The 25,814-nt window shown below is 65.5% G+C and carries 29 protein-coding genes; 17 read left to right on the top strand and 12 right to left on the bottom strand.

Translation table 11 applies throughout. The features are described 5' to 3' along the window. Positions 1-119 precede the first annotated feature (119 nt). From C0V74_RS01605 to C0V74_RS01555, 11 genes are all read left to right on the top strand, one after another. Positions 120-572 (top strand): GatB/YqeY domain-containing protein, encoded by a 453-nt coding sequence (locus tag C0V74_RS01605; RefSeq protein ID WP_131623220.1) that lies wholly within the window; start codon positions 120-122, stop codon positions 570-572. Between the two features lie 27 nt (positions 573-599). After that, positions 600-1,325 (top strand): hypothetical protein, encoded by a 726-nt coding sequence (locus C0V74_RS01600; RefSeq protein WP_143250333.1) that lies wholly within the window; start codon positions 600-602, stop codon positions 1,323-1,325. A gap of 38 nt (positions 1,326-1,363) precedes the next feature. Next, entirely contained in the window at positions 1,364-3,256 is a 1,893-nt protein-coding gene (dnaG, locus tag C0V74_RS01595; protein WP_143250332.1) for a DNA primase, read from the top strand. Between the two features lie 15 nt (positions 3,257-3,271). Continuing rightward, positions 3,272-5,308, top strand: a complete 2,037-nt coding sequence (rpoD, locus tag C0V74_RS01590; protein WP_131623226.1) for an RNA polymerase sigma factor RpoD — start codon at positions 3,272-3,274, stop codon at positions 5,306-5,308. Positions 5,309-5,416: 108 nt separating this feature from the next. Next, positions 5,417-6,868: an HWE histidine kinase domain-containing protein gene (locus tag C0V74_RS01585; RefSeq protein WP_246844918.1), complete on the top strand. Its 1,452-nt coding sequence runs from the start codon at positions 5,417-5,419 to the stop codon at positions 6,866-6,868. Continuing rightward, positions 6,865-7,221: a response regulator gene (locus tag C0V74_RS01580; RefSeq protein WP_143250331.1), complete on the top strand. Its 357-nt coding sequence runs from the start codon at positions 6,865-6,867 to the stop codon at positions 7,219-7,221. Before C0V74_RS01585 ends, C0V74_RS01580 begins: the two co-directional genes overlap by 4 nt. A gap of 73 nt (positions 7,222-7,294) precedes the next feature. Beyond that, positions 7,295-7,747, top strand: coding sequence for a ribose 5-phosphate isomerase B (gene rpiB, locus C0V74_RS01575; RefSeq protein WP_131623229.1), 453 nt, complete (start codon positions 7,295-7,297; stop codon positions 7,745-7,747). Continuing rightward, on the top strand, positions 7,744-9,069 hold the full coding sequence (gene glyA, locus C0V74_RS01570) for a serine hydroxymethyltransferase (protein ID WP_143250330.1): 1,326 nt from the start codon (positions 7,744-7,746) through the stop codon (positions 9,067-9,069). Before rpiB ends, glyA begins: the two co-directional genes overlap by 4 nt. Then, entirely contained in the window at positions 9,069-9,299 is a 231-nt protein-coding gene (locus C0V74_RS01565; RefSeq protein WP_131623233.1) for a hypothetical protein, read from the top strand. Before glyA ends, C0V74_RS01565 begins: the two co-directional genes overlap by 1 nt. Before the next feature lie 15 nt (positions 9,300-9,314). Then, positions 9,315-9,791 carry a transcriptional regulator NrdR gene (gene nrdR, locus C0V74_RS01560; RefSeq protein ID WP_131623234.1) on the top strand — a complete coding sequence of 159 codons (477 nt, stop codon included), beginning with the start codon at positions 9,315-9,317 and terminating at the stop codon, positions 9,789-9,791. Then, entirely contained in the window at positions 9,784-10,500 is a 717-nt protein-coding gene (locus C0V74_RS01555) for an RNA methyltransferase (RefSeq protein WP_143250329.1), read from the top strand. The genes nrdR and C0V74_RS01555 overlap by 8 nt, the downstream gene beginning before the upstream one ends. Here the strand turns inward: C0V74_RS01555 and C0V74_RS01550 are convergent. Beyond that, a complete protein-coding gene (locus C0V74_RS01550) occupies positions 10,497-10,805 on the bottom strand; it encodes a chorismate mutase (RefSeq protein ID WP_143250328.1) in 309 nt (102 codons plus the stop codon). The genes C0V74_RS01555 and C0V74_RS01550 overlap by 4 nt on opposite strands. 200 nt (positions 10,806-11,005) lie before the next feature. Here C0V74_RS01550 and rpsD point away from each other — a divergent pair, with 200 nt between their 5' ends. Continuing rightward, entirely contained in the window at positions 11,006-11,620 is a 615-nt protein-coding gene (gene rpsD / locus C0V74_RS01545) for a 30S ribosomal protein S4 (protein WP_131623240.1), read from the top strand. A 59-nt stretch (positions 11,621-11,679) separates the two neighbouring features. Here the strand turns inward: rpsD and C0V74_RS01540 are convergent, their stop codons facing one another. Both C0V74_RS01540 and tgt read right to left on the bottom strand, forming a co-directional pair. Next, positions 11,680-12,366 carry an SDR family NAD(P)-dependent oxidoreductase gene (locus C0V74_RS01540; RefSeq protein WP_143250327.1) on the bottom strand — a complete coding sequence of 229 codons (687 nt, stop codon included), beginning with the start codon at positions 12,364-12,366 and terminating at the stop codon, positions 11,680-11,682. Next, positions 12,363-13,493: a tRNA guanosine(34) transglycosylase Tgt gene (tgt, locus tag C0V74_RS01535; RefSeq protein ID WP_143250326.1), complete on the bottom strand. Its 1,131-nt coding sequence runs from the start codon at positions 13,491-13,493 to the stop codon at positions 12,363-12,365. Before tgt ends, C0V74_RS01540 begins: the two co-directional genes overlap by 4 nt. 111 nt (positions 13,494-13,604) lie before the next feature. Here tgt and C0V74_RS12800 point away from each other — a divergent pair, with 111 nt between their 5' ends. Beyond that, positions 13,605-13,778 carry a hypothetical protein gene (locus C0V74_RS12800; protein ID WP_168194124.1) on the top strand — a complete coding sequence of 58 codons (174 nt, stop codon included), beginning with the start codon at positions 13,605-13,607 and terminating at the stop codon, positions 13,776-13,778. Here C0V74_RS12800 and C0V74_RS01530 read toward each other — a convergent pair. Genes C0V74_RS01530 through C0V74_RS01520 form a run of 3 tightly spaced genes read right to left on the bottom strand, consistent with a single transcriptional unit; the run spans position 13,768 to position 16,932 of the window. Then, entirely contained in the window at positions 13,768-14,532 is a 765-nt protein-coding gene (locus tag C0V74_RS01530; protein ID WP_131623248.1) for an ABC transporter permease, read from the bottom strand. The two genes, C0V74_RS12800 and C0V74_RS01530, sit on opposite strands and share 11 nt — an antisense overlap. Continuing rightward, entirely contained in the window at positions 14,529-15,464 is a 936-nt protein-coding gene (locus C0V74_RS01525; RefSeq protein ID WP_143250325.1) for an ABC transporter ATP-binding protein, read from the bottom strand. The genes C0V74_RS01530 and C0V74_RS01525 overlap by 4 nt, the downstream gene beginning before the upstream one ends. A 43-nt stretch (positions 15,465-15,507) precedes the next feature. Next, positions 15,508-16,932, bottom strand: coding sequence for a carotenoid oxygenase family protein (locus C0V74_RS01520; RefSeq protein WP_143250324.1), 1,425 nt, complete (start codon positions 16,930-16,932; stop codon positions 15,508-15,510). 58 nt (positions 16,933-16,990) lie between these two features. Between C0V74_RS01520 and C0V74_RS01515 the strand changes: the two genes are divergently transcribed. Continuing rightward, positions 16,991-17,572, top strand: a complete 582-nt coding sequence (locus C0V74_RS01515) for a TetR/AcrR family transcriptional regulator (RefSeq protein WP_246844917.1) — start codon at positions 16,991-16,993, stop codon at positions 17,570-17,572. A gap of 27 nt (positions 17,573-17,599) precedes the next feature. Continuing rightward, positions 17,600-17,995: a cupin domain-containing protein gene (locus C0V74_RS01510; protein ID WP_131623256.1), complete on the top strand. Its 396-nt coding sequence runs from the start codon at positions 17,600-17,602 to the stop codon at positions 17,993-17,995. Between the two features lie 17 nt (positions 17,996-18,012). Here the strand turns inward: C0V74_RS01510 and queA are convergent, their stop codons facing one another. From queA to C0V74_RS01485, 5 genes are all read right to left on the bottom strand, one after another. Continuing rightward, on the bottom strand, positions 18,013-19,041 hold the full coding sequence (gene queA / locus C0V74_RS01505) for a tRNA preQ1(34) S-adenosylmethionine ribosyltransferase-isomerase QueA (RefSeq protein ID WP_143250323.1): 1,029 nt from the start codon (positions 19,039-19,041) through the stop codon (positions 18,013-18,015). Between the two features lie 23 nt (positions 19,042-19,064). Continuing rightward, entirely contained in the window at positions 19,065-19,781 is a 717-nt protein-coding gene (locus tag C0V74_RS01500) for a peptidylprolyl isomerase (protein WP_143250322.1), read from the bottom strand. A gap of 73 nt (positions 19,782-19,854) precedes the next feature. Further along, a complete protein-coding gene (gene coaD, locus C0V74_RS01495) occupies positions 19,855-20,364 on the bottom strand; it encodes a pantetheine-phosphate adenylyltransferase (protein ID WP_143250321.1) in 510 nt (169 codons plus the stop codon). Between the two features lie 432 nt (positions 20,365-20,796). Beyond that, the gene (locus C0V74_RS01490; RefSeq protein WP_143250320.1) at positions 20,797-21,708 is read right to left on the bottom strand and encodes a polyprenyl synthetase family protein; all 912 of its coding nucleotides are present in this window, start codon (positions 21,706-21,708) and stop codon (positions 20,797-20,799) included. Between the two features lie 5 nt (positions 21,709-21,713). Then, entirely contained in the window at positions 21,714-21,965 is a 252-nt protein-coding gene (locus C0V74_RS01485; RefSeq protein WP_143250318.1) for an exodeoxyribonuclease VII small subunit, read from the bottom strand. Between C0V74_RS01485 and C0V74_RS01480 the strand changes: the two genes are divergently transcribed. After that, positions 21,964-22,692 carry a hypothetical protein gene (locus C0V74_RS01480; protein WP_246844916.1) on the top strand — a complete coding sequence of 243 codons (729 nt, stop codon included), beginning with the start codon at positions 21,964-21,966 and terminating at the stop codon, positions 22,690-22,692. The genes C0V74_RS01485 and C0V74_RS01480 overlap by 2 nt on opposite strands. A 33-nt stretch (positions 22,693-22,725) precedes the next feature. Further along, on the top strand, positions 22,726-24,906 hold the full coding sequence (purL, locus tag C0V74_RS01475) for a phosphoribosylformylglycinamidine synthase subunit PurL (RefSeq protein WP_143250317.1): 2,181 nt from the start codon (positions 22,726-22,728) through the stop codon (positions 24,904-24,906). A gap of 12 nt (positions 24,907-24,918) precedes the next feature. Here the strand turns inward: purL and C0V74_RS01470 are convergent, their stop codons facing one another. Next, complete coding sequence (locus C0V74_RS01470) at positions 24,919-25,764, bottom strand: Coq4 family protein (RefSeq protein ID WP_143250316.1); 846 nt, start codon at positions 25,762-25,764, stop codon at positions 24,919-24,921. Positions 25,765-25,814 lie beyond the last annotated feature (50 nt).

Below are 25,814 nucleotides of genomic sequence, written 5' to 3'. Positions count from 1 at the left end.
GCCCTCCGAGTCAGTGTTTTTCCGGCAATGTCGCTAAGTCCCAGCCGCTAGGCCCGGTTCCTTGCAGCGTCAACCCGCGCTAAGCGGCGCCTCAACAGCTCAACCGAAAGGCAGACCGAATGATCCGCGATACCATCAAGCAAGCCCAGATCGACGCGATGAAGGGCGGCGACAAGGAGCGGCTGGCCGCGGTGCGCCTGATCCTTGCCAAGCTGAAGGACAAGGACATCGAACTGCGAACGGCCTCGACCCAGCCCGACGATGACGCGCTGGCGGTCGATGTCCTGCAAAAAATGGCCAAGCAGCGGCGCGAGTCGATAACCATGTACGTTGAGGGTAATCGCGAAGAACTCGCCGAGCAGGAGCGCAAGGAGCTCAAGGTCATCGAGGAGTTCCTGCCACAGCAGCTTTCCGAGGACGAGACCCGCGCCGCGATCGCCGACATCAAATCAACCCTCGGCGCCGAATCGATTAAGGATATGGGCCGCGTGATGGCGGAACTAAAAGCCCGGCATGGCACTGTGCTCGACATGCAGACCGCCAGCCGGCTGGTCAAAGAGGCGCTGTCCTGACCGGGACACGCGCCGAAAGGGGGACACATGAGGAAACTGATCTCCGCATCGGCGCTCGCGCTGGCACTGGCGGCGTGTTCTGACCGCGACCCGTCGCCGCGCGAGGTCGGCGACCAGGAAGTGACCGACCTGAACCGCGTCGACAGCGACGGCGCGGCGGACGCGGCCGCCAAGGCTTTGACGGCGGGCGACCTGACCGAATTCACCCTGGGCGGCCGGATCGAGGAGAAAACTCAGGCGATGCGCAACAGCGCCGGCAACTTCGCCGACCTCCGCAGCTTCGTCGCGTGCCCCAAGGGTATGGATCCGTGCGATCCCGCGACCGCCCCGGCGGGTACGGTCTATACCTATGTCATGGTCGTCTATCCCGGCGGCGATAACGACGAGAGCACCGGCATCGGCGCGAACAATACCGCGAGCGACATCGAGCGCGCGACTTCGTTCCGCATGGTGATGCCGGCGCACGGTTTCACCGGCAACGCCGGTTATGCCAAGCCGGAAGCGCTGGCCGCGATCGGCCGCAAGGCGGACGTGGTGGTAAGCTGCGATGCCGGCAAGCTGGTGTGGACGGTGAGCGCGGGCGACGGCGGCGATCAGTGGGAGCAGAAAGAGCCGCTGACCTTCTATTGGCAAAGCACCCTGCCCCCGGCGGGCCTCGCCCCCGCGTATGCGTTCGACGCCGACAGCACGGAAGCGATCGGCAGCGGTCTCTACCCAGCGGCCAGGCAGGGCGTCAAAAACGCCTGCACCTGAGGTTGCATCGCAAGGCGATTCGCCCGCATTGAGGGCGCATGGCGCTATCCCCGCAATGGCTTGATGAACTGCGCGCGCGGATAACGCTCAGCACCGTGGTGATGCGCACCACCAAGCTGCAGCGCGCCGGTCGCGAGTGGAAGGCGTGCTGTCCCTTCCACGACGAAAAGAGCCCATCATTCTACGTCAACGACGCGAAGGGCTTCTACCACTGCTTCGGCTGCGGCGTGCACGGCGACGCGATCCGCTGGATGACCGACCAGCGCGGCATGTCGTTCATGGATGCGGTCAAGGAACTTGCCGGCGAGGCGGGTCTCGAGGTGCCCGCCCCCGACCCGCGCGCCGCCCAGCGCGCCGAGCAGCAGGCCGGCCTGCACGAGGTGACGCAGGCGGCGCAGGACTGGTTTCGCGCCAGTCTCGACACGCCCGCCGGAGCGAAAGCCCGCGAGTACCTCGCGAGCCGCGACTTCGATGCGCATACGCTGGAGCGGTTCGGCTTCGGTTACGCGCCGAACGCCCGCAACGCGATCGGTGGCGCGCTCAAGCAGTTCGACCGGGCCATGCTGATCGAGGCGGGCCTGCTCATCGCGGTGGACGAAAAGGAGCCGTACGACCGTTTTCGGGACCGCCTGACGATCCCCATCCACGATCCGCGCGGGCGGGTGATCGGGTTTGCGGCGCGCATCCTGGACGCTGACAAGAAAGACGCGCCTAAATACCTGAACTCGCCTGACACGCCACTGTTCGACAAGGGCCGGACCCTGTTCAATCTTCACCGGGCGGGCCCCGCCTCCCGCAAAAGCGGCCGGATCGTGGTGGTGGAAGGCCAGATGGACGCGGTCGCGATGGCAGCGGCGGGCTTCGAGGATGCGGTGGCACCGATGGGGACCGCGCTGACGGAGCGGCAACTGGAGATGCTGTGGCGGTTGGCGGATGCGCCGATCCTCTGCTTCGACGGCGACAACGCGGGCCAGCGCGCGGCGATGCGAGCGATCAGTCGCGCGCTACCGATGCTGAGCCCGGCCAAGACCCTGTCCATCGTCCAGCTGCCCCCCGGCCTCGATCCTGACGACCTGATCCGGCAGCAAGGTCCGCAGGCGATGGAGGCCTTGCTTGCCGCGCCCGCGAGCCTGATCGACACGCTATGGGCGTTCGAACAGACCGCGGCACCGCTTCGCACTCCGGAAGACAAGGCCGGGCTGCAAGCGCGGCTGATGGTGCACTGCGACGCGATCGAGCAGCCGGACATCAAGGCGCTCTATCGCCGCGAATTGCTGGAGAAGTTCTCCGCTTTCGCTTTCCCACCACGCCCGCCGCGCGCCGCGCGGGAAAAGCGCGAATGGAAAGGCGGCTTCATCAAGGCTGCCAATCCGCAGCTCGACCCTGTGGTCGCCGGGCGGCTCCGCCAGGCCGCCGATGGTGGATCGCGCGACCTGCTGGCAAGTGCCGTGATCGCCGGGCTGCTTCGCTTTCCGGACCAGATCCTTGCTCACGCCGAACCCTTGGCGCGGTTCGCATCCAGCGACGGGCGCAGCGGTCCGGCACTGGAAACACTGATCGAAGCGGCTGAAATGCTTGAACCCGGCCACGCCACGCCCATATCCGCACCGCAGGGTTTCGCACCTCCGCCGGACAAAAGCCGTTTTGCCTTCCTCGATGAAGGCGCCGATCCGCAGGACGCGCGCGAAGACTTGGCCGAAGCCGTGTCGCTTTTGGTGGAACGGCCCGCTTTGGAAGCCGCCCTGGCGGTCGCCACCGCGCGCTTCGAAACCGAGCCGGAGGCCGCGTTCGCGGAGCAGCAGCGGCTGCTCAAACGAAAGCTGGCGTTCGAGAAACGACTCGGGCTAATGGCGAGCCGCAGGGCCGCGCGCGCGGCTCAACCCGAAATTGACTCTCCGGTGGCAGACCCCGGCATTCCGGACGAAAACTGAATGACACGAGACGAAATGGCCACTCAAGAAGACGCCAACGGCAAGGACGACGCCCCGCTCATCGACCTCAATGAAGCGTCGGTGAAGAAGCTCATCATGAAGGCCAAGCGCCGTGGCTATGTCACGGTCGACGAGCTGAACGAAGCGCTGCCGCAGGACGAACTGTCGAGCGAGCAGATCGAGGACGTCATGTCCGCGATCAGCGAAATGGGCGTCAACATTGTCGAAAACGACGAGGATGCCGAAGCAGACGGCGAGTCCGAGGAAGACGTCGAAGAAGTCGGCACCGACGAAGACGACGACGACGAAGGTGCGTCCAACAAGCCGTCGAAACCTGCCGCGGCCGCGAAGAAGAAAGAGGTCATCGAGCGTACCGACGATCCGGTGCGGATGTACCTGCGCGAAATGGGCGCGGTGGAACTGCTCAGCCGCGAGGGCGAGATCGCCATCGCCAAGCGCATCGAAGCGGGCCGCGACATGATGATCATGGGGCTGTGCGAAAGCCCGATCACGTTCCACGCCATCATCCTGTGGTCGGAAGCGCTCAACAACGAAGAGATGCAGCTTCGCGAGATCCTCGATCTCGATGCCATGCTGTCCAAGGAACCGCCCGTCGAGAAGATGGAGGAAGGCGCCGAGGACGACGAAGACGGCGAAATCTCCGAGGAGACCGCCGGCCCGACCTACAAGGAAGAAGAAGAGGTCGAGGAAGAAGAGGAAGCCGACGAGGACGAGGACGGCGAGCCGCGGTCACGCCGAGTCGAGGAGGAAGAGGAGGAGGACAACACCCTCTCCCTCGCTCAGATGGAAGCGGCGCTGAAGCCGGCCGCTCTCGAGACCTTTGCCCGCATCACCGACCTGTTCAAGAAATTCGAGAAGCTGCAGAACGAGCGCGTCGACGTGCTTGGCCGGGGCGAGGATTTCCCCAAGGCCAAGGAAAAGAAATACGAGGATCTGCGCGAGCAGCTGACGGCCGAGGTCGAAAGCGTGCAGTTCCACGCCACCAAGATCGAATTCCTGGTCGACAACCTGTATTCCTTCAACCGCCGGCTGACCACGCTGGGTGGGCAGATGCTGCGCCTGGCCGAACGGCACAAGGTGAAGCGCGCCGACTTCCTGGGCGCCTACATCGGGAATGAGCTGGACGACACCTGGCTGCAGGCGAATGCGAAGAAGGACAAGAAGTGGGCGGCCTTCGCCGATAAGGAAGCCGACGCCGTCGAGCGCATCCGGGCGGAAATCGCCGACATCGCCAGCGCCACCGGCATGTCGCTCCCCGAGTTCCGCCGGATCGTCAACATGGTCCAGAAAGGCGAGCGCGAGGCGCGGATCGCCAAGAAGGAGATGGTCGAGGCGAACCTGCGCCTGGTTATCTCCATCGCCAAGAAATACACCAATCGCGGGCTGCAATTCCTGGATTTGATCCAGGAGGGCAACATTGGCTTGATGAAGGCGGTCGACAAGTTCGAGTACCGCCGCGGCTACAAGTTCAGCACTTATGCCACCTGGTGGATCCGGCAGGCGATCACCCGCTCGATCGCCGACCAGGCGCGCACGATCCGCATCCCGGTCCACATGATCGAGACGATCAACAAGCTGGTGCGGACCAGCCGCCAGTTCCTCCACGAACAAGGCCGCGAGCCCACGCCCGAGGAAATGGCCGAGCGGCTGTCGATGCCGCTCGAGAAGGTCCGCAAGGTGATGAAGATCGCCAAGGAGCCGATCTCACTCGAAACCCCCATCGGGGACGAGGAGGACAGCCATCTGGGCGATTTCATCGAGGACAAGAACGCGATCATTCCCGTGGATGCGGCGATCCAGTCGAACCTGAAGGAAACCGTCACCCGGGTGCTGGCGTCGCTCACCCCGCGTGAGGAGCGTGTGCTGCGCATGCGGTTCGGCATCGGCATGAACACCGATCACACGCTGGAAGAAGTCGGCCAGCAGTTCTCCGTGACCCGTGAACGCATCCGGCAGATCGAGGCGAAGGCGCTGCGCAAGCTCAAGCACCCCAGCCGCTCGCGCAAGATGCGCAGCTTCCTCGACCAGTAACGAGCGCGTCGCCGTCACCGTTGTTGTGCAGTTGTCGACCGGTCGGGGCAGTCTGCCCGTGCAGGTTGTTTACGTGCGCGAAGGTTCCGTGTGCGAGGGTGCCGGAGCATGAACGCGGACCTGCCGATTGACTTCGCCGCCCTGCTGGCGAAGTCGCCCAATCCTTACGTCCTGATCGATCGCGACCTGACGATCGTATGGATGAACGACGCCTACCTTGCAGCGACGGGGCGGCGGCGAGAAGACATTCTTGGCCAGGGAATGTTCCAGGCATTTCCCAGCGACCCCGCAAGCGAAAGCCACCGCTCGCTCGAAAGCTCTTTCTCGCGGGTGCTGCGGACCGGCGAAGTCGATGAGTTGGCGCTGATCCGCTACGACATCGCCAATCCGTCGGGCGAAATGGACACCCGGTTCTGGAGCGCGACTCACACGCCCGTTCACGACGATGCGGGCACTGTCCGCTATATCCTGCAGCATACGGTAGACGTCACCGAGCTTCACGGGCTGCGGCGATTGCGGGATGAAGCCGGTGTCTTTGAGCGGGCCGGAGCGATCCAGGCGCGCAATCTCGACCTGGCCGAGGAGCGGGACCGGTTCCGGGCCTATTTCGAACAAGCGCCCGGCTTCGTGGCGGTTCTTGCCGGGTCCAGGCACGTGTTCCTGATGGCAAATGCCGCATATCACCGGCTCGTCGGTGGACGCGAAATTATCGGCAAATCAGTTCTCGATGCGCTGCCCGAGGTCGCGGACCAAGGCTTCGTCGGCATCCTCGACAAGGTACGCGCGGAGCGGAAGACGTATCTGGGGGAACGGGCCGAGGTCCTGTTGCGAACCGAGGGGTCCGAAGAGCTTTCGTCCCGCTTCCTCAACTTCGCGTACCAGCCGATCATGGGCAACGGCCAGGTCGAAGCGATCCTGGTGCAGGGCCATGATGTCACTGAAGAGGTCGCAGCCGAGGAAGCGCAAAAGCTGCTGATCAACGAACTCAATCACCGCGTGAAGAACACCCTCGCCATCGTGCAGGGTCTGGCCGCCCAGTCCTTTCGCAAACTTGAGAACGGGAACGAGGCGCTGCACGCCTTTGATGCTCGGCTGAAGGCCCTGGCCGCCGCGCACAGCTTGTTGACCGAGCGCAATTGGGAACCGGCGCAGCTGGCGGACACCGTCCGCAGCGCGGTGGAGGCGACCGTGGGGACCGACATCAGCCGGTTCACCCTTTCCGGGCCCGACATGACGCTCACCCCGCAAACCGGGGTGTCGCTGGCCATGGTCCTGCACGAGCTGAGTACGAATGCGATCAAGTACGGCGCGCTGTCGGTTGATGATGGTCAGGTGACGGTCGACTGGACCACCGAGGCCGAACAGGATGCATGTGTGCTGACGATCGACTGGCGGGAGTCAGGTGGGCCAAGGGTCGCGCAGCCTACCAGGCGCGGGTTTGGCACGCGGCTTATCGAACGGGGCCTATCGGCGGAAGGCGAGAACAAGGTAACGCTCGACTTCCACCCCGATGGCCTGCAGTGCCACTTTGTAATGCGAATTGAAGGGCGTAGCCGATGAGTCTGGCCGGTTTAAAGATCCTCGTCGTCGAGGACGAGCCGATCATTGCGATGGCGCTGGAAGAACAGCTTGAGGACGCGGGCGCGCAGCCGGAAGTCGCCGGGTCGATCCAGCGTGCGCATGAGCTGCTGGACGCGCGGTCGTTCGATGCAGCGATCCTCGACATCAATGTCCACGGCGAAAAGAGCTACTCGGTCGCGCAGATCCTGGCTGGCCGTTCGGTTCCGTTCGTGTTTGCGTCGGGATACGGCGACACGCTGAACCCGGCGGAATATGCGAACGTCCCGACGTTGACGAAGCCATATGACATCGCTGCCGTGGTGAACGCTTTGGCAACCGCGCGCGCAGAATGAGGCGCTGCGTTTGGCGGGGGACAGCTCTGCTTTGAGGTAGCGATCCGCCCGCCGAGCGCCTATGTGCGCCGCCATGCGCATCGCCATTGCTTCCGATCATGCCGCGGTCGACCTCAAGGCCGCCCTGCGCGAGTGGCTGATCGACGAAGGCCACGAGGTCGCGGACCTCGGGCCCGACAGCCACGACAGCGTCGACTATCCCGATTTCGGTTATCGTTTGGCCGAGGTTGTAGCGGATGGCACTGCCGGTCTTGGCGTAGCCTTGTGCGGATCGGGCATCGGCATATCGATCTCGGTCAACCGCCACCCCTTGGTACGCTGCGCGCTGGTGTCGGAGCCGCTTTCGGCGGCCCTGGCGCGCGAGCACAATGATGCCAACGTGATCGCGCTCGGCGCCCGCCTGACCGGGATCGATATGGCCAAGGCGTGCGTCGGCGCGTTCATCGGCACCGAATTCGGCGGCGGACGACACCAGCGCCGGGTCGACAAGCTTTCCAACCCGCCCCCGTTCCAGGAGCCGGCATGAATCCCGCAGCCACCATCGACCGTCAGACTTCCGCCGATGCCCTCGACCGCTTCTGGGGGGATGATCTCGAGGCCGCGGATCCCGAGATCGCGGCTGCGGTGCGCGATGAGCTGGAGCGGCAGCGGACCCGCATCGAACTGATCGCCAGCGAGAACATCACCAGCCGCGCGGTGCTGGAAGCGACCGGATCGGTCTTCACCAACAAATATGCCGAAGGCTATCCGGGCAAGCGGTATTACGGCGGCTGCGAACATGCCGACGTGATCGAGAACCTCGCGATCGAGCGGGCCAAGCAATTGTTCGGATGCGCGTTCGCCAATGTTCAGCCCAACAGCGGCAGCCAGATGAACCAGGCGGTATTCCTGGCGCTGCTGCAACCGGGCGATACGTTCATGGGCCTCGACCTCAACTCGGGCGGTCACCTGACGCACGGTTCGCCGGTTAACATGAGCGGCAAGTGGTTCAATCCGGTCAGCTATGGCGTGCGCCGCGAAGATGAGCGGATCGACATGGAAGAAGTCCGCGCCACCGCGCTCGCGAACCAACCCAAGCTGATCATCGCCGGCGGCACCGCGTATTCGCGAGTATGGGACTGGGAAGGCTTCCGCCGCATCGCCGACGAGGTGGGCGCGTACCTGCTGGTCGACATGAGCCACATCGCGGGCCTGGTGGCCGGCGGCGCCCACCCCTCCCCCGTGCCGCACGCGCACGTGACGACGACGACCACGCACAAGAGCCTGCGCGGTCCGCGCTCCGGCGTGATCCTCTGGAACGACGAGGCGCTGTCCAAGCCGGTCAACATGGCGGTGTTCCCGGGCTTGCAGGGCGGGCCGCTGATGCATGTGATCGCCGGCAAGGCGGTGGCATTCGGTGAAGCGCTGCGGCCGGATTTCGCCGAGTACGCGCAGCGGATCGTGGAGAACGCGCGTGCCTTGGCAGCGGGCGTCGAGGCCGGCGGGCTGCGGGTGGTGTCTGGCGGCACCGACAATCATTCGATGCTGGTCGACCTGACGCCCAAGGACGTGACCGGCAAGGCGGCCGAGCATGGCCTCGACCGCGCTTATCTCACCTGCAACAAGAACGGCATTCCCTACGATACGCGCAGTCCGTTCGTGACCAGCGGGATCCGCCTCGGCACCCCGGCGGGAACCACCCGTGGCTTCGGGCCGGAGGAATTCCGCACGATCGGCGGGCTGATCGCCGAAGTCGTCGATGGGATGTCGCGCAATGGACCTGACGGCGATGCCCAGGTGGAACAAAGCGTTCGCCGCCGCGTCAGCGAACTGTGCGAAGCATTTCCCGTTTATCCCGGAAGGAATTGATGATGGACCAGAACAGCAACAACAACGGCGGGGGCCAGGATTGGGTCGCGGACGTGAAGACCGAAGTCAGCGGCATGGCCAAGGAAGGCATGCATCACCCGTCGACCAAGCCGGTGCTGGCGGGCGCCGCGATCGGCGCGGTGGCGGGCGTGCTGCTGCCGTTCGTGTCGCTGCCGGTGGGACTGGTCGCCGGCGCGGGCATCGCGCTCTACAACCGCGTCAAGAAGTAAGGCGCGCCAGGCCGGATGCGCTGCCCGTTCTGCGCCCACGACGATTCGCAGGTCAAGGACAGCCGCCCGACCGAGGACAGCACCGCGATCCGCCGCCGCCGCCAGTGTGAACGCTGCGGCGCGCGGTTCACCACCTTCGAACGGGTCCAGCTGCGCGAAGTGGTGGTGGTGAAATCAGGCGCCAATGGTCTGGAAAGGCGGCGTGAGCCGTTCGACCGCGCGAAGCTCGAACAGTCGATCGCGCTCGCGGTGCGGAAGCGCGGGCTGGAGCAGGAACGACTCGACCAGCTGATCAGCGGCATCCAGCGCCAGGTCGAAACGTCCGGCGAGAGCGAGGTGCCATCGGCGCGAATCGGCGAACTGGTGATGGAGGGGCTGCGCCAACTCGACAGCGTCGCCTACATCCGCTTCGCCAGCGTGTACCGCGACTTCAGCGAAGCGCGCGATTTCGAACAGTTCGCCAGCAGCGTACGGGACATCGGCGGTGGCTGATGACCCGGTCATCGTGCTAGTGCGCCCCCAGCTAGGCGAGAACATCGGCAAGGCGGCGCGGGCGATGCTCAACTTCGGGCTTACCGAACTGCGCCTGGTTGAGCCGCGCGATGGCTGGCCCAACCCCTCGGCCGGGCCTGCGGCATCCGGCGCGGACATCGTGCTTGAAAAGGCACAAGTCTTCGCGACCACCGCCGATGCGGTCGCTGACTGCGCGCACGTGTATGCGACCACGGTGCGCAAGCGCGGGGTCACCAAGCCGGTGGTGACGCCCGAGGCAGCCGCGCGTGAAATCCATTCGCAGATCGGCCGCAGCGCGATCCTGTTCGGGCCCGAGCGATCGGGGCTGGAGACCGATGACGTTGCCCTCGCCCGCGCGATCCTGACGGTGCCGATCAATCCCGAATTCGGCTCCCTGAACCTGGCGCAGGCGGTCATCCTCGTCGCTTATGAATGGTCCAAATCCCAGGCGCTCAGCTCACCGACCGAGGAGGAGCTACTGCCCCCAGCCCCGCAGGTCGAATTGGAGGGGATGATCGCCCAGCTCGAGACGATGCTTGAGCCCAAAGGGTTTTTCCGGCCGGAAGACCGCAGGCAACATACCCGGCGCACCTTGCGGAGCCTGCTGACCAAGCCCGCGTGGAATCACTTGGAGGTCCGCACCGTCCGCGGGGTGCTCAGCCACCTGGCCAAGCCCGATCGGTACTAACCGCGCAGACGGTCCCACTCGATCAGTTCGTAGGCGATCGATGCCTCGACCAATTGGTCCCACAGTTCCGCGATCCTGTCGCGCGGAAGGCCGGCCGCAGCCGCCCGGTCGGCCGCAGCGGCGATCACCGCAGCCTTCCGCCCTTCGTCGCGGACTGACGCCCGGTCCTGCTTGATTCGAGCCGCGGCGCGCATGTAGCCAAAGCGGCGCTCCAGCAAATCGATCAGCTCGCGGTCGGTCTGGTCCACGCCCGCGCGAACTTCGCGCATGGTCTGGCAATCGTCAGGTGAAACGATTTCGGTCATGGCGCGCGCGTTGGCCGTTCGGCGCGCGTTTGTCGAGAGCGCGACCTTGACCTTGGCGCGGTTCCTGCTAGGGGCGCGCTTCGCATTTGATCCCGTATCCCGGTGAAGCGGAGATCGCGGCGGACATATTCGGTCCGCCGGGCGATGCCGGGTTAAACGGCCGCCGTTTGGGCGGACCTGCAAATTGAAGGAACGACACCATGTCGAAGCGCAAGAGCGCCAAGCACAAACTCGACCGCCGGATGGGCGAGAACATCTGGGGCCGTCCCAGTTCTCCCGTCAATCGCCGCTCGTATGGCCCCGGCCAGCATGGTCAGCGCCGCAAGGGCAAGACCAGCGATTTCGGCCTCCAGCTGCGCGCCAAGCAGAAGCTCAAGGGCTACTATGGCGACGTGACCGAGAAACAGTTCAAGTCGACTTACGCCGAAGCCAGCCGCATGAAGGGCGACACCGGCCAGAACCTGATCGGCTTGCTCGAGCGCCGGCTGGACATGGTGGTGTACCGCGCGAAGTTCGCGCCGACGATCTTCGCCGCGCGCCAGATCGTCAGCCACGGCCACATCCGCGTCAACGGCGTGAAGTGCAACATCGCCAGCCGCCGCATCGCCGCGGGCGACGTCATCAGCCTGGGCGACAAGGCCAAGGAGATGGCTCTGGTTATCGAGGCGCAGAGCCTGCCCGAGCGTGACATCCCCGATTACGTCAGCCCCGATGGCACCGACAAGATCACCTTCACCCGCGTGCCCACGCTGGACGAAGTGCCTTACCCGGTGACGATGGAACCGAACCTGGTGGTCGAGTTCTACTCGCGCTGATCGCCAATCATTCGGAATGATTTGAAAGGGCGGTCCCGCGGGGCCGCCCTTTTTGCATGTTAGGGTGCGATCTCCGCCCCATCCCACGCGAAATGACGGCCGCTGCTGGCGGGGGTGAGGCGGTCGAGGACGGCGAGCAGATGATGCGCGGCCTCTTCAGGGGAAAAGGTCTCCCGACCGGCGGCAAACCTTTCGCTCAAGGAGGTGGCGACAGTCCCGGGATGGAGAGTGACGCACAGCGCCTCGGGCCTGCTGCGGGCAAGTTCCACCGCCAGCGTGCGGACGAGCTGCACCAACGCGGCCTTCGACGCGCGGTAGCCGTACCACCCCCCCAGCCGGTTATCGCCGATACTGCCGACGCGGGCACCGAGAGCCGCGAACGCGCTGCGGCCATAGCGGGGCAACAGCGGCAGAAAATGCTTGGCGACCAGCGCGGGCCCGGTGGCGTTCACCGCAAACAGCCGCGCAAGGTAGTCGGCATCAAGCGCAGTCCAGCTTTTCTCCGGCCTCTTGCCGCCGAGCGAGAGCGCACCGCTGGCGACAATCACCAAGTCGGCCACCCCGCCCGCTGCAACCCGCTCAGCCGCCCGCGCGATCGACGGCTCGTCTTCGATATCGATGTGCCTGTCTTCCGGGCCACTGCGCGACAGGCCCACGACCGTGCAACCACGCTTGTCCAATTCGGCTGCCAGCGCGCTGCCGATACCTCCGCTCGCGCCTATCACCACGGCGCGAGACCACGTCATCCCTTTGCGCCGTACTCAGCGAGAAAGGCGCTGGCGAAAGCGGTCATCCGCCCCTCGGCGATCGCGCTTCGCATGGCTTGCATCAGCTGCTGGTAGAACGACAGGTTGTGCTCCGTCAGCAGCATCGCGCCCAGCATCTCGCCAGCCTTGATCAGGTGATGAAGATAGGCGCGGCTGTAATGGCCGCACACCTCGCACGAGCAGCGCGGGTCGAGCGGCCCGGCATCCTCGGCATGACGCGCGTTGCGCAGGTTGACCGGGCCGGCCCAGGTGAATGCCTGCCCATTGCGGCCCGATCGGGTTGGCAGGACGCAATCGAACATGTCCACGCCGCGCAGCACCGCGCCCACCAGATCGTCGGGCTTGCCAACCCCCATCAGGTAACGCGGCGCATCATGCGGCAACTGCCCGGGCGCGAAATCGAGGGTGGCGAACATCGCCTCCTGCCCCTCGCCCACGGCCAGCCCGCCGATGGCGTAGCCATCGAAGCCGATCTCGCGCAGCGCACCGGCTGACCGAGCGCGAAGCCCCTCGTCGAGCGCCCCCTGCTGGATGCCGAACAGCGCCGCGTTGTCCGCGTGCTCGCCCCCTGCATCGAAGGCGTCGCGGCTCCGCCGGGCCCAGCGCATCGACATCTCCATGCTCGCCTCGATCTCGGCGAACGGACGGTCGGTGCGCGGGCATTCGTCGAATGCCATGACGATGTCGCTACCCAGCAGGCGCTGGATCTCCATCGATCGTTCGGGCGTCAGCAGGTGCTTGGACCCGTCGATATGGCTGGAGAACGACACGCCCTCCTCGGTCAGCTTGCGCAGGCTCGCAAGGCTCATGACCTGATAGCCGCCGCTATCCGTCAGGATCGGGCGCGGCCAGTTCATGAACCGATGAAGGCCGCCCAGCCGCGCGACCCGCTCCGCGCCCGGCCGCAGCATCAGGTGATAGGTATTGCCGAGCAGGATGTCGGCACCGGTGGCGCGGACGCTGTCCGGCTTCATCGCCTTCACCGTGGCAGCGGTACCCACCGGCATGAAGGCAGGTGTGCGAATTTCGCCGCGGCGCATGGCGATCACACCGGTACGCGCGGCGCCATCGGTGGCGTCGATCGTGAACTCGAAACGGGGCGTCATGACGTGCGCCTAGCCTCTCATCCAAGAAGCCGCCAGCCCGTGGAGCGGCAGGTTATGCTAACCAAGCGCAACATTGGAACCGCGTCGGGCCACCATCATTATCCCGGTACAATGACCAAATATCGCTTCGTCACCCCGACACGCACCGGCAAGTGGTACTCCGACATCGAGCAGGCACAGCGTTTTGCGGAACGCATCGGCGCCGGGTTCTTCGAACGGATGACCCGCCGTTTCGTCGCCTACAAGGACACCCGGCTGGAAAGCGCCGACTTCGTCAACTCCTGAGCCGCCAGCCAGAGCGGAAGATCCACGCGATGATCGTGATGCAGATCGCCAGGAATGCCAGCGTCAGCCCGAGCGATACGCCGATGCTTACATCCGCCTTGCCATAGAACGTCCACCGCAGACCGTTCACCAGATAGACGATGGGATTGCCCAGCGCGATCGTGCGCCACGGCTCGGCCAACATGTCGATCGAATAGAACGTGCCGCCCAGGAACGTCAGCGGCGTTAGGATAAGCAGCGGCACCATCTGCAGCTTCTCGAACCCTTCCGCCCACACGCCCAGGATGAATCCCAGCAAGGAGAAGCTGGCCGAAACCAGCAGGATGAACAGCAGCGCGAAGAATGGATGCGCGATCGTGTAGTCGACGAACAGCGTCGCCGTCAGCAGGATCACGGCAGCCAGGATCAAGCTTTTGGTCGCGGCCGCGCCGACAAATCCCAGCAACGTCTCGGCCACGCCCACCGGGGCCGAAAGCAGCTCGTAGATCGCCCCGGTGAAGCGGGGCATGTAAATCCCGAAGCTCGCGTTGCTGGTGCTTTCGGACAGCAGCGTCAGCATTAGCAGGCCGGGCACAATGAAGGCGCCGTAGTCGACCCCGCCGACATCGTTCATCTGCCCGCCGATCGCCGCGCCGAAGACGATGAAATAGAGGCTGGTGGTGAGCACCGGGGAAACCAGCGAACCGAACACGGTACGCATGAATCGCATCAGTTCGTTGCGATAGATCGCATAAGTGGAGCGCCAGTTGATCATGCCGCGCCCTCCTCGACCAGACCGACGAAGATGTCCTCCAGGCTCGATTCCTTCTGATCAAGCGCGGTGTAGGCGATCCCTTGCTGCGGCAGCGCCTGCGCGACCGCGGCGATCTCCGCCTTGCCTTTCCCCGCCCCGTCGCCGCCGCGATAGGCGAGCGTGAGGCCGTCGTCCTCCAGATGCAGCGGGTAGGCGCATAAACTGTCCGGCACTGCGCTCAAAGGCGCCGCGAGGCGGAAACGCGCCTCGGTACGGCCGAGCCGGGCCATGATCGCGGCCTTGTCGTCGACCAGCAGCAGGCGCCCCTGATTGATCACCCCGACCCGGTCGGCCATCTCTTCCGCTTCCTCGATGTAGTGAGTCGTCAGGATCACGGTGACGCCCTGGTCACGCAGGCGATCGATCTGCCGCCACATGTCGCGCCGCAGCTCGACATCGACGCCGGCGGTCGGTTCATCGAGAAACAGCAGTTCGGGATCGTGGCTCAACGCCTTGGCGATCAGCACGCGGCGTTTCATGCCGCCGGACAGGGCGCGGATTTGCTCCTTGCGCTTGTCCCACAGGCTCAGCGAGCGCAGCACCTCTTCGATCCGGGCGGGGTCCGGCGGCGATCCGAATAGTCCGCGCGAATAGGCGACCTGCCGCTCAACCGTATCGAACATGTCGAAGCCCAGTTCCTGCGGCACCAACCCGATCCGCTTGCGCGCGTGCCGCCAGTGCTGCGACAGGTCCTGGCCGAAGGCCGTGATGCGCCCTTCGGTCACCCGCACCAGCCCGCAGACTGCGCCGATCAGCGTCGTCTTGCCGGCGCCGTTGGGCCCCAGCAGCGCGAAGATCTCCCCGCGCCGGATTTGCAGATCCACCCCGTCGAGTGCCTTGAGCCCGCTGGGATAGACCTTGGTCAGCCCGGCGATGTCGAGAATCGTTTCCATTCGCCACCGACCATTGCCGCCCGCCGCGCCGGGCGCAACCAGTCTACGCTGCCGGCAGCCAATTCCCGTGGAACCCCGGCGGAATGATGTGCGGTACATGGATCCGCGCGACGTCCTCCAAGGTTGCAGCGTCGAGGATCGCAAGGTCGGTGGTCTCTCTATCCCGGTCGATGATGTAGCCCATCACCCATCCGTCACCCTCCGGCGCGTCGGCGTGCCGGGGGACGAACACGAACTCGCCCAGCACCGCGTGCGGTCCGAATTGGCGCTCGATCTGCGTCCCTGCCTCCAGATCGTGCCGGATCAGCGGTGCCGGACCGACAAAGTCCGCACTTTCCTTCTCCGGCAGGCCGGTCGCCCAAGCATAACGGTACGGCTGCGCGAAATACCGTTCGTCCGGTCGCGGGAACTCTTGCGGGGTCGCATCCAGGGTAACCCGCGTCACGGCGCCGCCCGACGGATCGACGGTCCAGCGCTCCAGCCCCAGGTTGCGTCCCGCTGGACCGCCGCCGTCGCCATCGAACATCGTGTCGTAAGCGCAGGCGTCGATCACCACTCGGCCCTGCTCGTCTTCATAACTGTTGGCGACGTGAAAGACGTAAGCGGGATCGACATCGTGCCAGGTCACGCTGGTCGGGCCGCCATCGCGGCGCACCAGGCCGACGCGCGCGCGGTGCTCACGGTTCCAGCGGTAGGGGAACTTGTGCCCGCTCAGCAGCGCTTTCATCGAGAACGTCACGGGCAGGTCGAAGATTACCACATAATGCGAGGTCAGCGCGCAATCGTGGATCGAGGGGCCGTTGCGGACCGCGATGGGCATTTCGCGCAGAACCGTGCCTTGGGCATCGAGAGCAACGTGGGTGACCCGGTTGGGCGCCGCCGCGTCGTAACAGATCGCATGAAACTCGCCTGTGACCGGATCGTGATGCGGGTGCGCAGTAAACGAACCGGCGAGCCCGCCGCCGAAGTCGCTGTACGCAAGCGTTTCGAGTCCGTCGCTCAGCTCGGCGGGATACGATCCTGCCTCCACCAGCGCCAGTGTCTTGCTGGCGACTTGAATCACGTTGGTATTGACGGTGTCGCTCATTCCGCGCCGCGGGCCCGGCGCGGCGGACGGACCGCCCGCTTCCTCCAACGCGTTCGAGCGGATGTAGCGGTTGCGGTACCACTCGGCCCGGCCATCCTTCAGCTTGATCCCGTGGACCATGCCGTCGCCCGTGAACCAGTGGTGCCCCTTGCCATCGGCGAAATGCGGATTGGGTCCGATGCGGACATAGCGGCCGTCGAGTTCCGGCGGAATGTGTCCGCTTACCGCCAGATCCGTCAGCGTCAGCTCGTCCGCCATCGGCGTGTGCAGGCCGCTCAGGAATGGGCTGTCATCGCTCAGCCGCTTGCGATTGAGCCCAGCGAGACTGGTCACGCCTGCGGTCACTGCCCCGCGAATGGTTTTCTCCAGCACGCTTGCCATTGTCGACTCCTAGGCCTAGCTCGATGTGAACAGCGTCAACTTAGCGGCTATGTAAACAGTGTCAACATCAGAATCGACTTATCATCACGGCTCCCTGCGCGATGCGCTGATCGCTGCGGGGATGAAGTCGCTCGAGGGGCCGGACGGGCTCGATCTGTCGCTGCGCGAACTGGCGCGCACAGTGGGGGTTTCGCCAACGGCGGTTTACCGGCACTTCCCCAACAAGGACGCGCTGCTGGCCGCTCTGGCGCGCGAGGGATTGGCGCTGCTGGGTGCCGCGCAGCGCAGCGCGCACGATGCGGCGGGCGGCGGTCCAGCGGGTTTCGTGGAGATCGGCCGCGCTTACGTGCGGTTTGCCTTGGCCCACCCCGCGCTGTTCCGGCTGGTGTTTGCCCATGGTGAACCGGCGGGTGACAAGTCCGACCCCGCGTCCGCGCTGTTGCACGAGACCACGGCCGAACTGTGCGGCGGCGATGGCCCCGCGGCAGGCCGGCTCGCCCTGCAGGCGTGGTCGCTGGGTCACGGAATTGCCATGCTGATGCTCGACAAGCGGCTGCCCGCGGATGATGCGCTGATCGAGCAATTGATCTGCCCCGGATCCTTCCTGGATCTGGGGAACGGCGCGTTTGACCGGGCGTAAGTTCACCAGATATCCAAGGAGCAGCGAATGAAGGGCTATCACGGCGACATCGAGAGCGCGACCGAGGGCAACACGGACTTCCGCCGCGTCCTGTACACGGGGCACAATATTCAGCTGGTGCTGATGAGCATCCCGCCGGGCGAGGAAATCGGCGCCGAAGTGCACGAGGACCGCGACCAGTTCTTCCGCTTCGAAGCCGGCGAGGGAGAGGTGATGGTCGATGACACCACCTACCGCGTCAAAGCCGACGATGCGGTGATCGTGCCGCAGGGCGCGCGGCACAACGTGCGCTGCACCGGCAGCGAGCCGCTCAAGATGTACACGATCTACGGCCCGCCCGAACATATCGACGGCACCGTTCACCGGACCCCGGACGAGGCGAAGTCGGCCCACGAGCATTTCGACGGCAAGACGACCGAGTAGCGGCATCCCCCGCGGAATCAGGGGAGCAGCAGCGACGAATCCCCATAGCTGTAAAAGCGATATCCGCTCTCGATCGCGCGGGCATAGACCGCCTGCATCCGCTCGCGGCCCATCAGCGCCGATACAAGCATGAACAGGGTCGATTTCGGCAGGTGGAAGTTGGTCATCAGCCCATCCACGGCTCTGAATCGATAGCCGGGGGTGATGAAGATGGAGGTGTCGCCCGCAAAATCGCGGATGATGCCGTCCTGGCCGGTGGCACTTTCGAGCAGGCGAAGCGATGTGGTGCCGACCGCAATCACCCTGCCCCCCGCCTCTCGCGCGGCGTTCAGGCGCGCCGCGGTCGGCGCATCGATCCGGCCCCACTCCGCGTGCATGGCGTGGTCATCGGTGTCGTCGGCCTTGACCGGGAGGAATGTGCCCGCGCCGACATGCAGCGTGAGGATTTCGCGCGCCACGCCAGCCGCCTCCAGCGCGGCTATCAGTTCCGGCGTGAAGTGGAGCGCGGCGGTCGGCGCCGCCACCGCCCCGTCGCGCGCGGCGAACATCGTCTGGTAGTCGCTTCTGTCGCGTTCGTCCGTCGGGCGCTTGCCGGCGATGTAGGGCGGCAGCGGCATCCGGCCCGCCCGCTCAAGCAGGACCTCGACCGGCTCGTCGCCGGCAAACGCCAGGGTCCAGGAACCATCGGGATGGCGGGCTTCGGCCACGGCGGCGACGTCCGCGCCGAACACCACCGTGTCGCCCTCACGCAGGCGCTTGGCATTGCGCACGAACGCGTGCCACCGCCTGAGGTCGACCCGCTTGTGCAGCGTCGCGCCGATCCGCGCCTCGCCCCGGCGGCCTTCCAGTTGCGCCGGGATCACGCGGGTGTCGTTGAACACCAGCACATCGCCCGGATTGAGCAACGTCGGCAAATCGCGCACAATGCGGTCGGCGAACGCTTCTGCGCCCTGCACCACCAGCAGACGTGCCGCGTCGCGCGGCGCGGCCGGCCGCAGCGCGATCAGTTCGGGCGGCAATTCGAAATCGAACAGGTCTACGCGCATCGGATTCCCGCCTGCGCGCCCGCTTACTGCGTCAGCGGCGCGTTCAGCTCGTCAACACTGACCGGGGATTCGATCGCGGGCGCCGGCGGCGCCACCGCCTGCGGCTTTCCGTCCGCGGCGATGGAGGCTTGCAGCACCACGGTAGGCTCAGCCGGCGGCTCGCCCCGGTTGATCGCGTCGACGGCATCCATCCCGGCGATGACCCGTCCGAAATTGGTGTATTTCCGGTCGAGGCTGAAGCGCGGATAAAACGTGATGAAGAACTGGCTGTTTGCCGAATCGTCGCTCGCCGCGTGGGCCATCGAGATGGTCCCGCGCAGGTGCGGCATCGGATTGAACTCCGCCTTGAGGTCGGGCAACGAAGATCCGCCGCGTCCGGTGCCGGTGGGATCGCCGGTCTGCGCCATGAAGCCTTCGATCACGCGGTGGAATTTCACCCCGTTGTAGAACCCCTCGCGCGTCAGGGTCTTGATCCGCTCCACGTGATTGGGCGCCCAGCTCGGCATCAGGCGAATGGCCACGCGCTGCCCGTTCGACAGGTCGAGCAGGAGGATGTTCTCGGGATCGTTGGCGATGTTGAAATCGACCGGAGCGTACACCCGCGGCGCGGCCGGAGCCTCCGCCGCGGCAGCCACCGTTTCAGTGGCGGCAACTGGTGCCGCAGCCTCGTCTTGCGCGGAAGCGGCAGAGGCGAGCGCCAGCGCGCACAGCGCTCCGGCAGCGAGCAGGCGGTTCAGCATGTAATTCCCGTCCAGAAGTGATCGTCCGTCGCCGCGCGCTGTAGCGGGCACCGACTGTCGGTTCAATGAATGGTTAGCCCGTGCCCCGGCGGCCGACCTGATCGACTTTGGCCATCACATCGGTGCGAATGGCAGGGGTGACGAACTTGGAAATGTCGCCGCCGTACAGCGCGATTTCCTTTACCAGCCGGCTGGCGATCGGCTGCAGGCTGACATCGGCCATCAGGAAGATCGTCTCGATCCGGTCGTTGAGCTGGCGGTTCATGCCGGTGAGCTGATATTCGTATTCGAAGTCGGTCACGCCGCGGATCCCGCGGATGATCACGGAGGCGCCCTGCGCCTCGGCGAAATCCATCAGCAGCGAATTGAAACCGACCACGGTGATGTTGCCGCTCACCCCGGCGAGTTCGCGCTTCACGATCGCGATCCGCTCGTCGTCCGAGAACATCGGCGACTTGGCGATGTTGGTGGTGACCCCGATGATCAGCCGGTCGACCAGCTTCGAGCCGCGCTCGATGATGTCCATGTGGCCCAGCGTGATGGGATCGAAGGTGCCGGGATAAATGCCGATGCGTTCAGCCATGGCCAGTTACCCTCGTATCGCGTGTTGTTTCTAGACTTTGATAACGCACACCGCGCAAAGGCTTTGCGTGGACCCAATATATGACGACGGTTGCTGTCGCTCCGGGCTTTCGACCGACGTACAGTATTTCGGCATCGCTCATCCGAAGGTACATTGGACAGCCGTGCACGTCGAACTCGCAATCATCCAAACCTTCCAGTGACTTTGACCAGCGATCGACACATTCGGATGTCGCGCTGACATCGAGCCGATCACTGTACGAAGGTTGCCCTTCTCCCCTTTGCAGATACGAATGTCTCTCGTCACTCACCCACATAGTCGCACAATGTGGGATCTTAGCCTCCTTCGGAAACGCAGAAATCAATGCATTTTCAGCCGACGTCCGCTGACATCCTGAGCACAAAACAGCCAGCGAGATTATGACGCTGGCTTTCACCGGTCCCTTTCCACGATGAACCGCGCCAGCGAGCGCAGCAGATCGGCCTCGTCGCCGTGAGCGGCCAGATGGCCAACCGCCTGATCGACAAGCGCCCGCGCCTGCATCCGAGCCGCTTCCACGCCCATCAACGATACGAACGTCGCCTTGCCCGCGCTCTCGTCCTTGCGCAGCGCCTTGCCCGCCGCTTGCTCGTCACCTTCGATGTCGAGCAGGTCGTCGGCGATCTGGAACGCGAGGCCGATGTCGCGCGCGTAGGCGCGCAGGTGGCCCCGCCCCTCTTCCGGGACCCGGCCCAGAATTGCGCCCATCTCCACGGCCGCGCCCAGCAGGGCCCCGGTCTTGAGCTGCTGGAGCCGCGTGATCGTCGGCAGGTCATAGTCGCCGGCGCTGGCCGCCATGTCCATCATCTGCCCGCCGGCCATGCCGTTCCACCCACTCGCTGCCGCAAGCGCGGCGGTCAGTTCGGCACGGACGAACGGATCGCCGGCGGTTTCCGGCATGGAGAGGATCTCGAACGCCAGCGCGTGCAGCGAATCCCCGGCCAGCACCGCCGTCGCTTCGTCGTAAGCCTTGTGCAGGGTCGGCTTGCCGTGGCGGGTCTCATCGTCATCCATGCACGGCAAGTCGTCGTGCACGAGCGAATAGACGTGGATCGCCTCGACCGCGCAGCCGGTCCGCACCGCCGCATCGCGGCTCACCGCGTACATGCTGGCGGTCGCGACCGTGAGCAGCGGACGCACGCGCTTGCCCCCGCCGATCGCGGCATAGCGCATCGCCTCCACCAACGGGGCGCGCGCGTCGTCGGGCACCGGCAGGAAGCCAGCCATGGCAGCGTCGACCTCGCGCTGGATGCGGGCGAGCGCGTCGCTCAGCAAGGCGTCGCCTGACGAAAGAACGTCAGTCATGAAGATCAGTCATCGCTGTCAAACGGCACGGAGTGGCTTGCCTGGCCGGTAGGGCCGGCGACGATCTTCTCGATCCGCGCCTGCGCTGCATCCAGTCGCGCCTGGCAGTGCGCGCGCAGCGCCTCGCCCCGCTCGTACAGCGTGATCGACTGGTCGAGCGGCACCTCGCCGCTTTCCAGCCGCCGGACCACGTCTTCCAGCGATCGCAAGGCATCCTCAAAGGTCATCGCGGCGATATCGGGAACGGTGTCGGCCATGCGCCATCCATTGACGGTCCGCCCCCGCCCGGTCAAGCTGGCCGCGGGGATCAAGGGGAGATTTGCGGCGATGTTCATCGGCCATTGGGCGCCGGCTCTGGCAGCCGCAGTCGTCAGCCGGCGCCAACCGCGGCTGGGCACCCTGTTCGTGGCGGCGCAGCTGGTGGACTGGGCGTTCTTCGCCTTTCTCCTGACCGGAACGGAACACATGCGCGTGGCGCCGGGCATCACCGCGATGAACCCGATGGACCTGTATGACATGCCGTATACGCACAGCCTGCTGGGCAGTGCGGCCTGGGCGGCAGGCTTTGCGCTGATCGTGTGGCTGTGGCGGCGGGATTTCCGGTTCGCGCTGCTGGTCGGGATGGTCGTGCTGAGCCACTGGCTGCTCGACCTGCTGGTGCATCGCCCGGACCTGACGATCGCTGGCGCACCGCCGCCGCTGGGGCTCGGCCTGTGGAACTACCCCGCCATTGCGATGCCGCTGGAACTGGCGCTGACGTTCGGCGCGCTGGCGTTCTACCTGTCGCGCACCCGCGGCCCGGCGCTCCCGCCGATCGTGCTGGGACTGGTGCTGCTGGCGTTGCAGGCGATCAACTGGTTCGGGCCCGAGCCTACCGCGGTGACGCCCGGCACCAGCATCCTCGCCTTTTTCGCCTATGGCCTGGCGACGCTGTCGGCCTGGTGGCTGGGGATGACTCGCCGGCGCATATCCATGCGGGGCTAGCGGCTGGCCTCCCCCGCCGCTAAGGGCGCGGCCATGCCGGAAATCACGCCCGAAGTCGTCGAGGCCCACGGCCTCAGCCCCGAGGAATACGAACGCGTCCTCCACGCGCTGGGACGCGAGCCCAATCTGGTGGAGCTGGGCATCTTCTCGGTCATGTGGTCGGAGCATTGCAGCTACAAATCGTCGCGCATTCATCTCAAGAAGCTGCCGACCGAGGCGCCGTGGGTGATCTGCGGCCCGGGCGAGAACGCCGGCGTGATCGACATCGGTGACGGGCAGGCTGCGATCTTCAAGATGGAGAGCCACAACCACCCGTCATATATCGAACCGTATCAGGGTGCCGCCACGGGCGTTGGCGGCATCCTGCGCGACGTGTTCACGATGGGCGCGCGGCCCGTCGCCAACATGAACGCCTTGCGCTTCGGCCGGCCCGACCACCCCAAGATGAAGCATCTGGTGAAGGGCGTGGTCGCCGGCATCGGCGGCTACGGCAATTGCGTCGGCGTGCCGACCGTCGGCGGGGAGACCAACTTCCACCGCGCCTACGACGGCAACATCCTGGTCAACGCGATGACGGTGGGCGTCGCCGATGCCGACCGCATCTTCTATTCGGCGGCGACCGGCGTCGGCAACCCGATCGTGTACGTCGGTTCCAAGACCGGGCGCGACGGCATCCACGGCGCCACTATGGCGAGCGCCGACTTCGGCGACGATGCCGATGCGAAGCGTCCCACAGTGCAGGTCGGCGATCCATTCACCGAAAAGCTGCTGATCGAGGCGTGCCTCGAACTGATGGCGACCGACATGATCGTGGCAATCCAGGACATGGGCGCGGCGGGCCTCACCTCCTCCAGCGTCGAGATGGCGACCAATGGCAAGGCCGGCATCCGGCTGGTGATGGACAACGTTCCCTGCCGCGAAGACGGCATGACCCCGTACGAGATGATGCTGTCGGAAAGCCAGGAGCGGATGCTCATGGTGCTGAAGCCGGGACGCGAGGCGGAGGCCGAAGCCATCTTCCGCAAGTGGGAGCTGGACTTCGCGGTGATCGGCGAGGTGACCGATACCGGGCACATGGTGCTGGAATTCGAAGGCGAGGTGGTGTGCGACATCCCCCTCGGCCCGCTCGCCGCCGATGCGCCGCTCTACGACCGGCCGGCGATGAGCCGCGAGGACTACAAGGCGTGGGCCAAGGTCGCGCCGCTGGGCGCGGTGCCGGCGAGCACCGATCTGGGAGCCGATCTGCTCAAGCTGATGGCCTCACCCGACCTCGCCTCGCGCCGGTGGATCTGGGAGCAGTACGACAGCCAGGTCGGCGCCGATACGCTCCAGCTATCGGGCGGCGACGCCGCGGTGGTGCGGGTTCATGGGACGCGGAAGGCGCTGGCGATGACCACCGATTGCACCCCGCGCTATTGCTATGCCGACCCCTACGAAGGCGGCAAGCAGGCGATTGCCGAGGCATGGCGCAACTTGTGCGCGGTGGGCGCGCGGCCGCTGGCGGTGACCAATTGCCTCAACTTCGCCAATCCCCAGCGGCCCGAGATCATGGCCCAGCTCACCGGATGTCTCGACGGCATGGGCGATGCCTGCCGCGCGCTCGACTTCCCGATCGTGAGCGGCAACGTCAGCCTGTACAACGAAAGCAAGGCGACCGGCGGCGGCAGCGCGATCCTGCCCACCCCCGCGATCGGAGGCGTCGGGGTGATCGCCGACTACGAGCAGATGGCCACCGTCGCTTTCAAGGCGGAGGGTCACGCGATCCTGGCGATCGGTGCGCACTACCCGGAGCTTGGCCAATCGCTGTGGCTGCGCGAAATTCACGGCCGCGAGGACGGCGAACCGCCGCAGGTCGACCTGGCCGACGAGCGGCTTAATGGCGAGATCGTCCGCCGGTTGATTGCTGATGGCAAGGTTACCGCGGTTCACGACATCAGCGACGGCGGCCTGCTGGTCGCGTTGGCCGAAATGGCGCTCGCGAGCGGCATTGGCGCGCAGGTAGACGCGATGACCAGCGAGTTCGCCTTTAACGAAGGACAAGCCCGTTATCTGGTGACGGTCGCGCCAGGCGTGGAGCTGGACCGCGGCCAGGTGCCGTTCGAACGGATCGGCACCACCGGCGGCGATGCGCTGGTGATCGGAGAGCAGTCGGTCGCGCTGGCGGACCTTCGCGAAGCCAGCGACAGCTTCTTCCGCGACTGGATGGAAAGCTAACTCCCGCCCGGGTCAGGCGGCGCGCTTTTCCTCGGCCGCCTCAGCCTTGCCGAGCAGGTCATAGGGGTTCACGCCCTCGCTCTGCCACACCTGGTGACAGCGGCGGTACCACGTGGGCTCACCGATGCCGAACTTCGCACGGGCATCGGCTAGGTCCATCGCCAGCAGCTCACGGATCGACATCTCGACCAGCGGCGGGCAGCTCTTGCCCCGGCGATGCGCCTCGCGCACGGCGCGCCACACGGGCGCCTTGCTCTTGACTTGCTTGGTGATGTTGAACGCGCCGGCATAGCCGAGCAGCAAGTGACCGGCAGCGGGTTGCTGGCCGTGCGTGAACAGCAGCACGCACTGTTCGCCCAGCGCGTCGCGACCGTAACCGGTGAGGATGTGCATCAGATCGTGGGTGTCGCGCTGGCGAAAGCCATACCATTCGATCAGGTCGCCGTACTTGGGACGCCCAATCTTCTCCGATTCGGCGACCAGCCCGGCGGCCGACAGCCCCTCGCTCTCCATGAAATCGCAATAGGCATGCGCGACCGAACCCTTGGGCAGCTTGCGCAGTTCGGCATGGTCATCGAGCATCGGCGGCAGGAACGGCTCCGCCTCGCGCAAGGCCTGACCGTGCTCGCTCAAGGTGGCAGCGCGCGCGCGCGGCATGAATGATTTCGACGGCAACGCCTCGTAGATCTCGAACACCAGCTTGGTGTTCTCCTTGTCCCTGATCAGCTCGCGGAACTTGGCGATGGCCTTGCCCACGTCGCGCTTGGGCATCGTGCGCGCGGGGTTGCGGAAGACGGTTCCGTCAGCCGCGCAGGCAAGATTCGGATCGGCGGGCGGGATCGGCTGGAGGTCGGTCATCGCAAGGCCCCTACTGACATCGGTGTCAATATAGCTTTAATGCTCCGCTC

The organism is Altererythrobacter sp. TH136 (assembly GCF_007065885.1).
Classification (GTDB): domain Bacteria; phylum Pseudomonadota; class Alphaproteobacteria; order Sphingomonadales; family Sphingomonadaceae; genus Tsuneonella.
The sequence above is the reverse complement of the archived record's forward strand: the minus strand, read 5'-3'. Positions and strand labels throughout refer to the sequence as shown.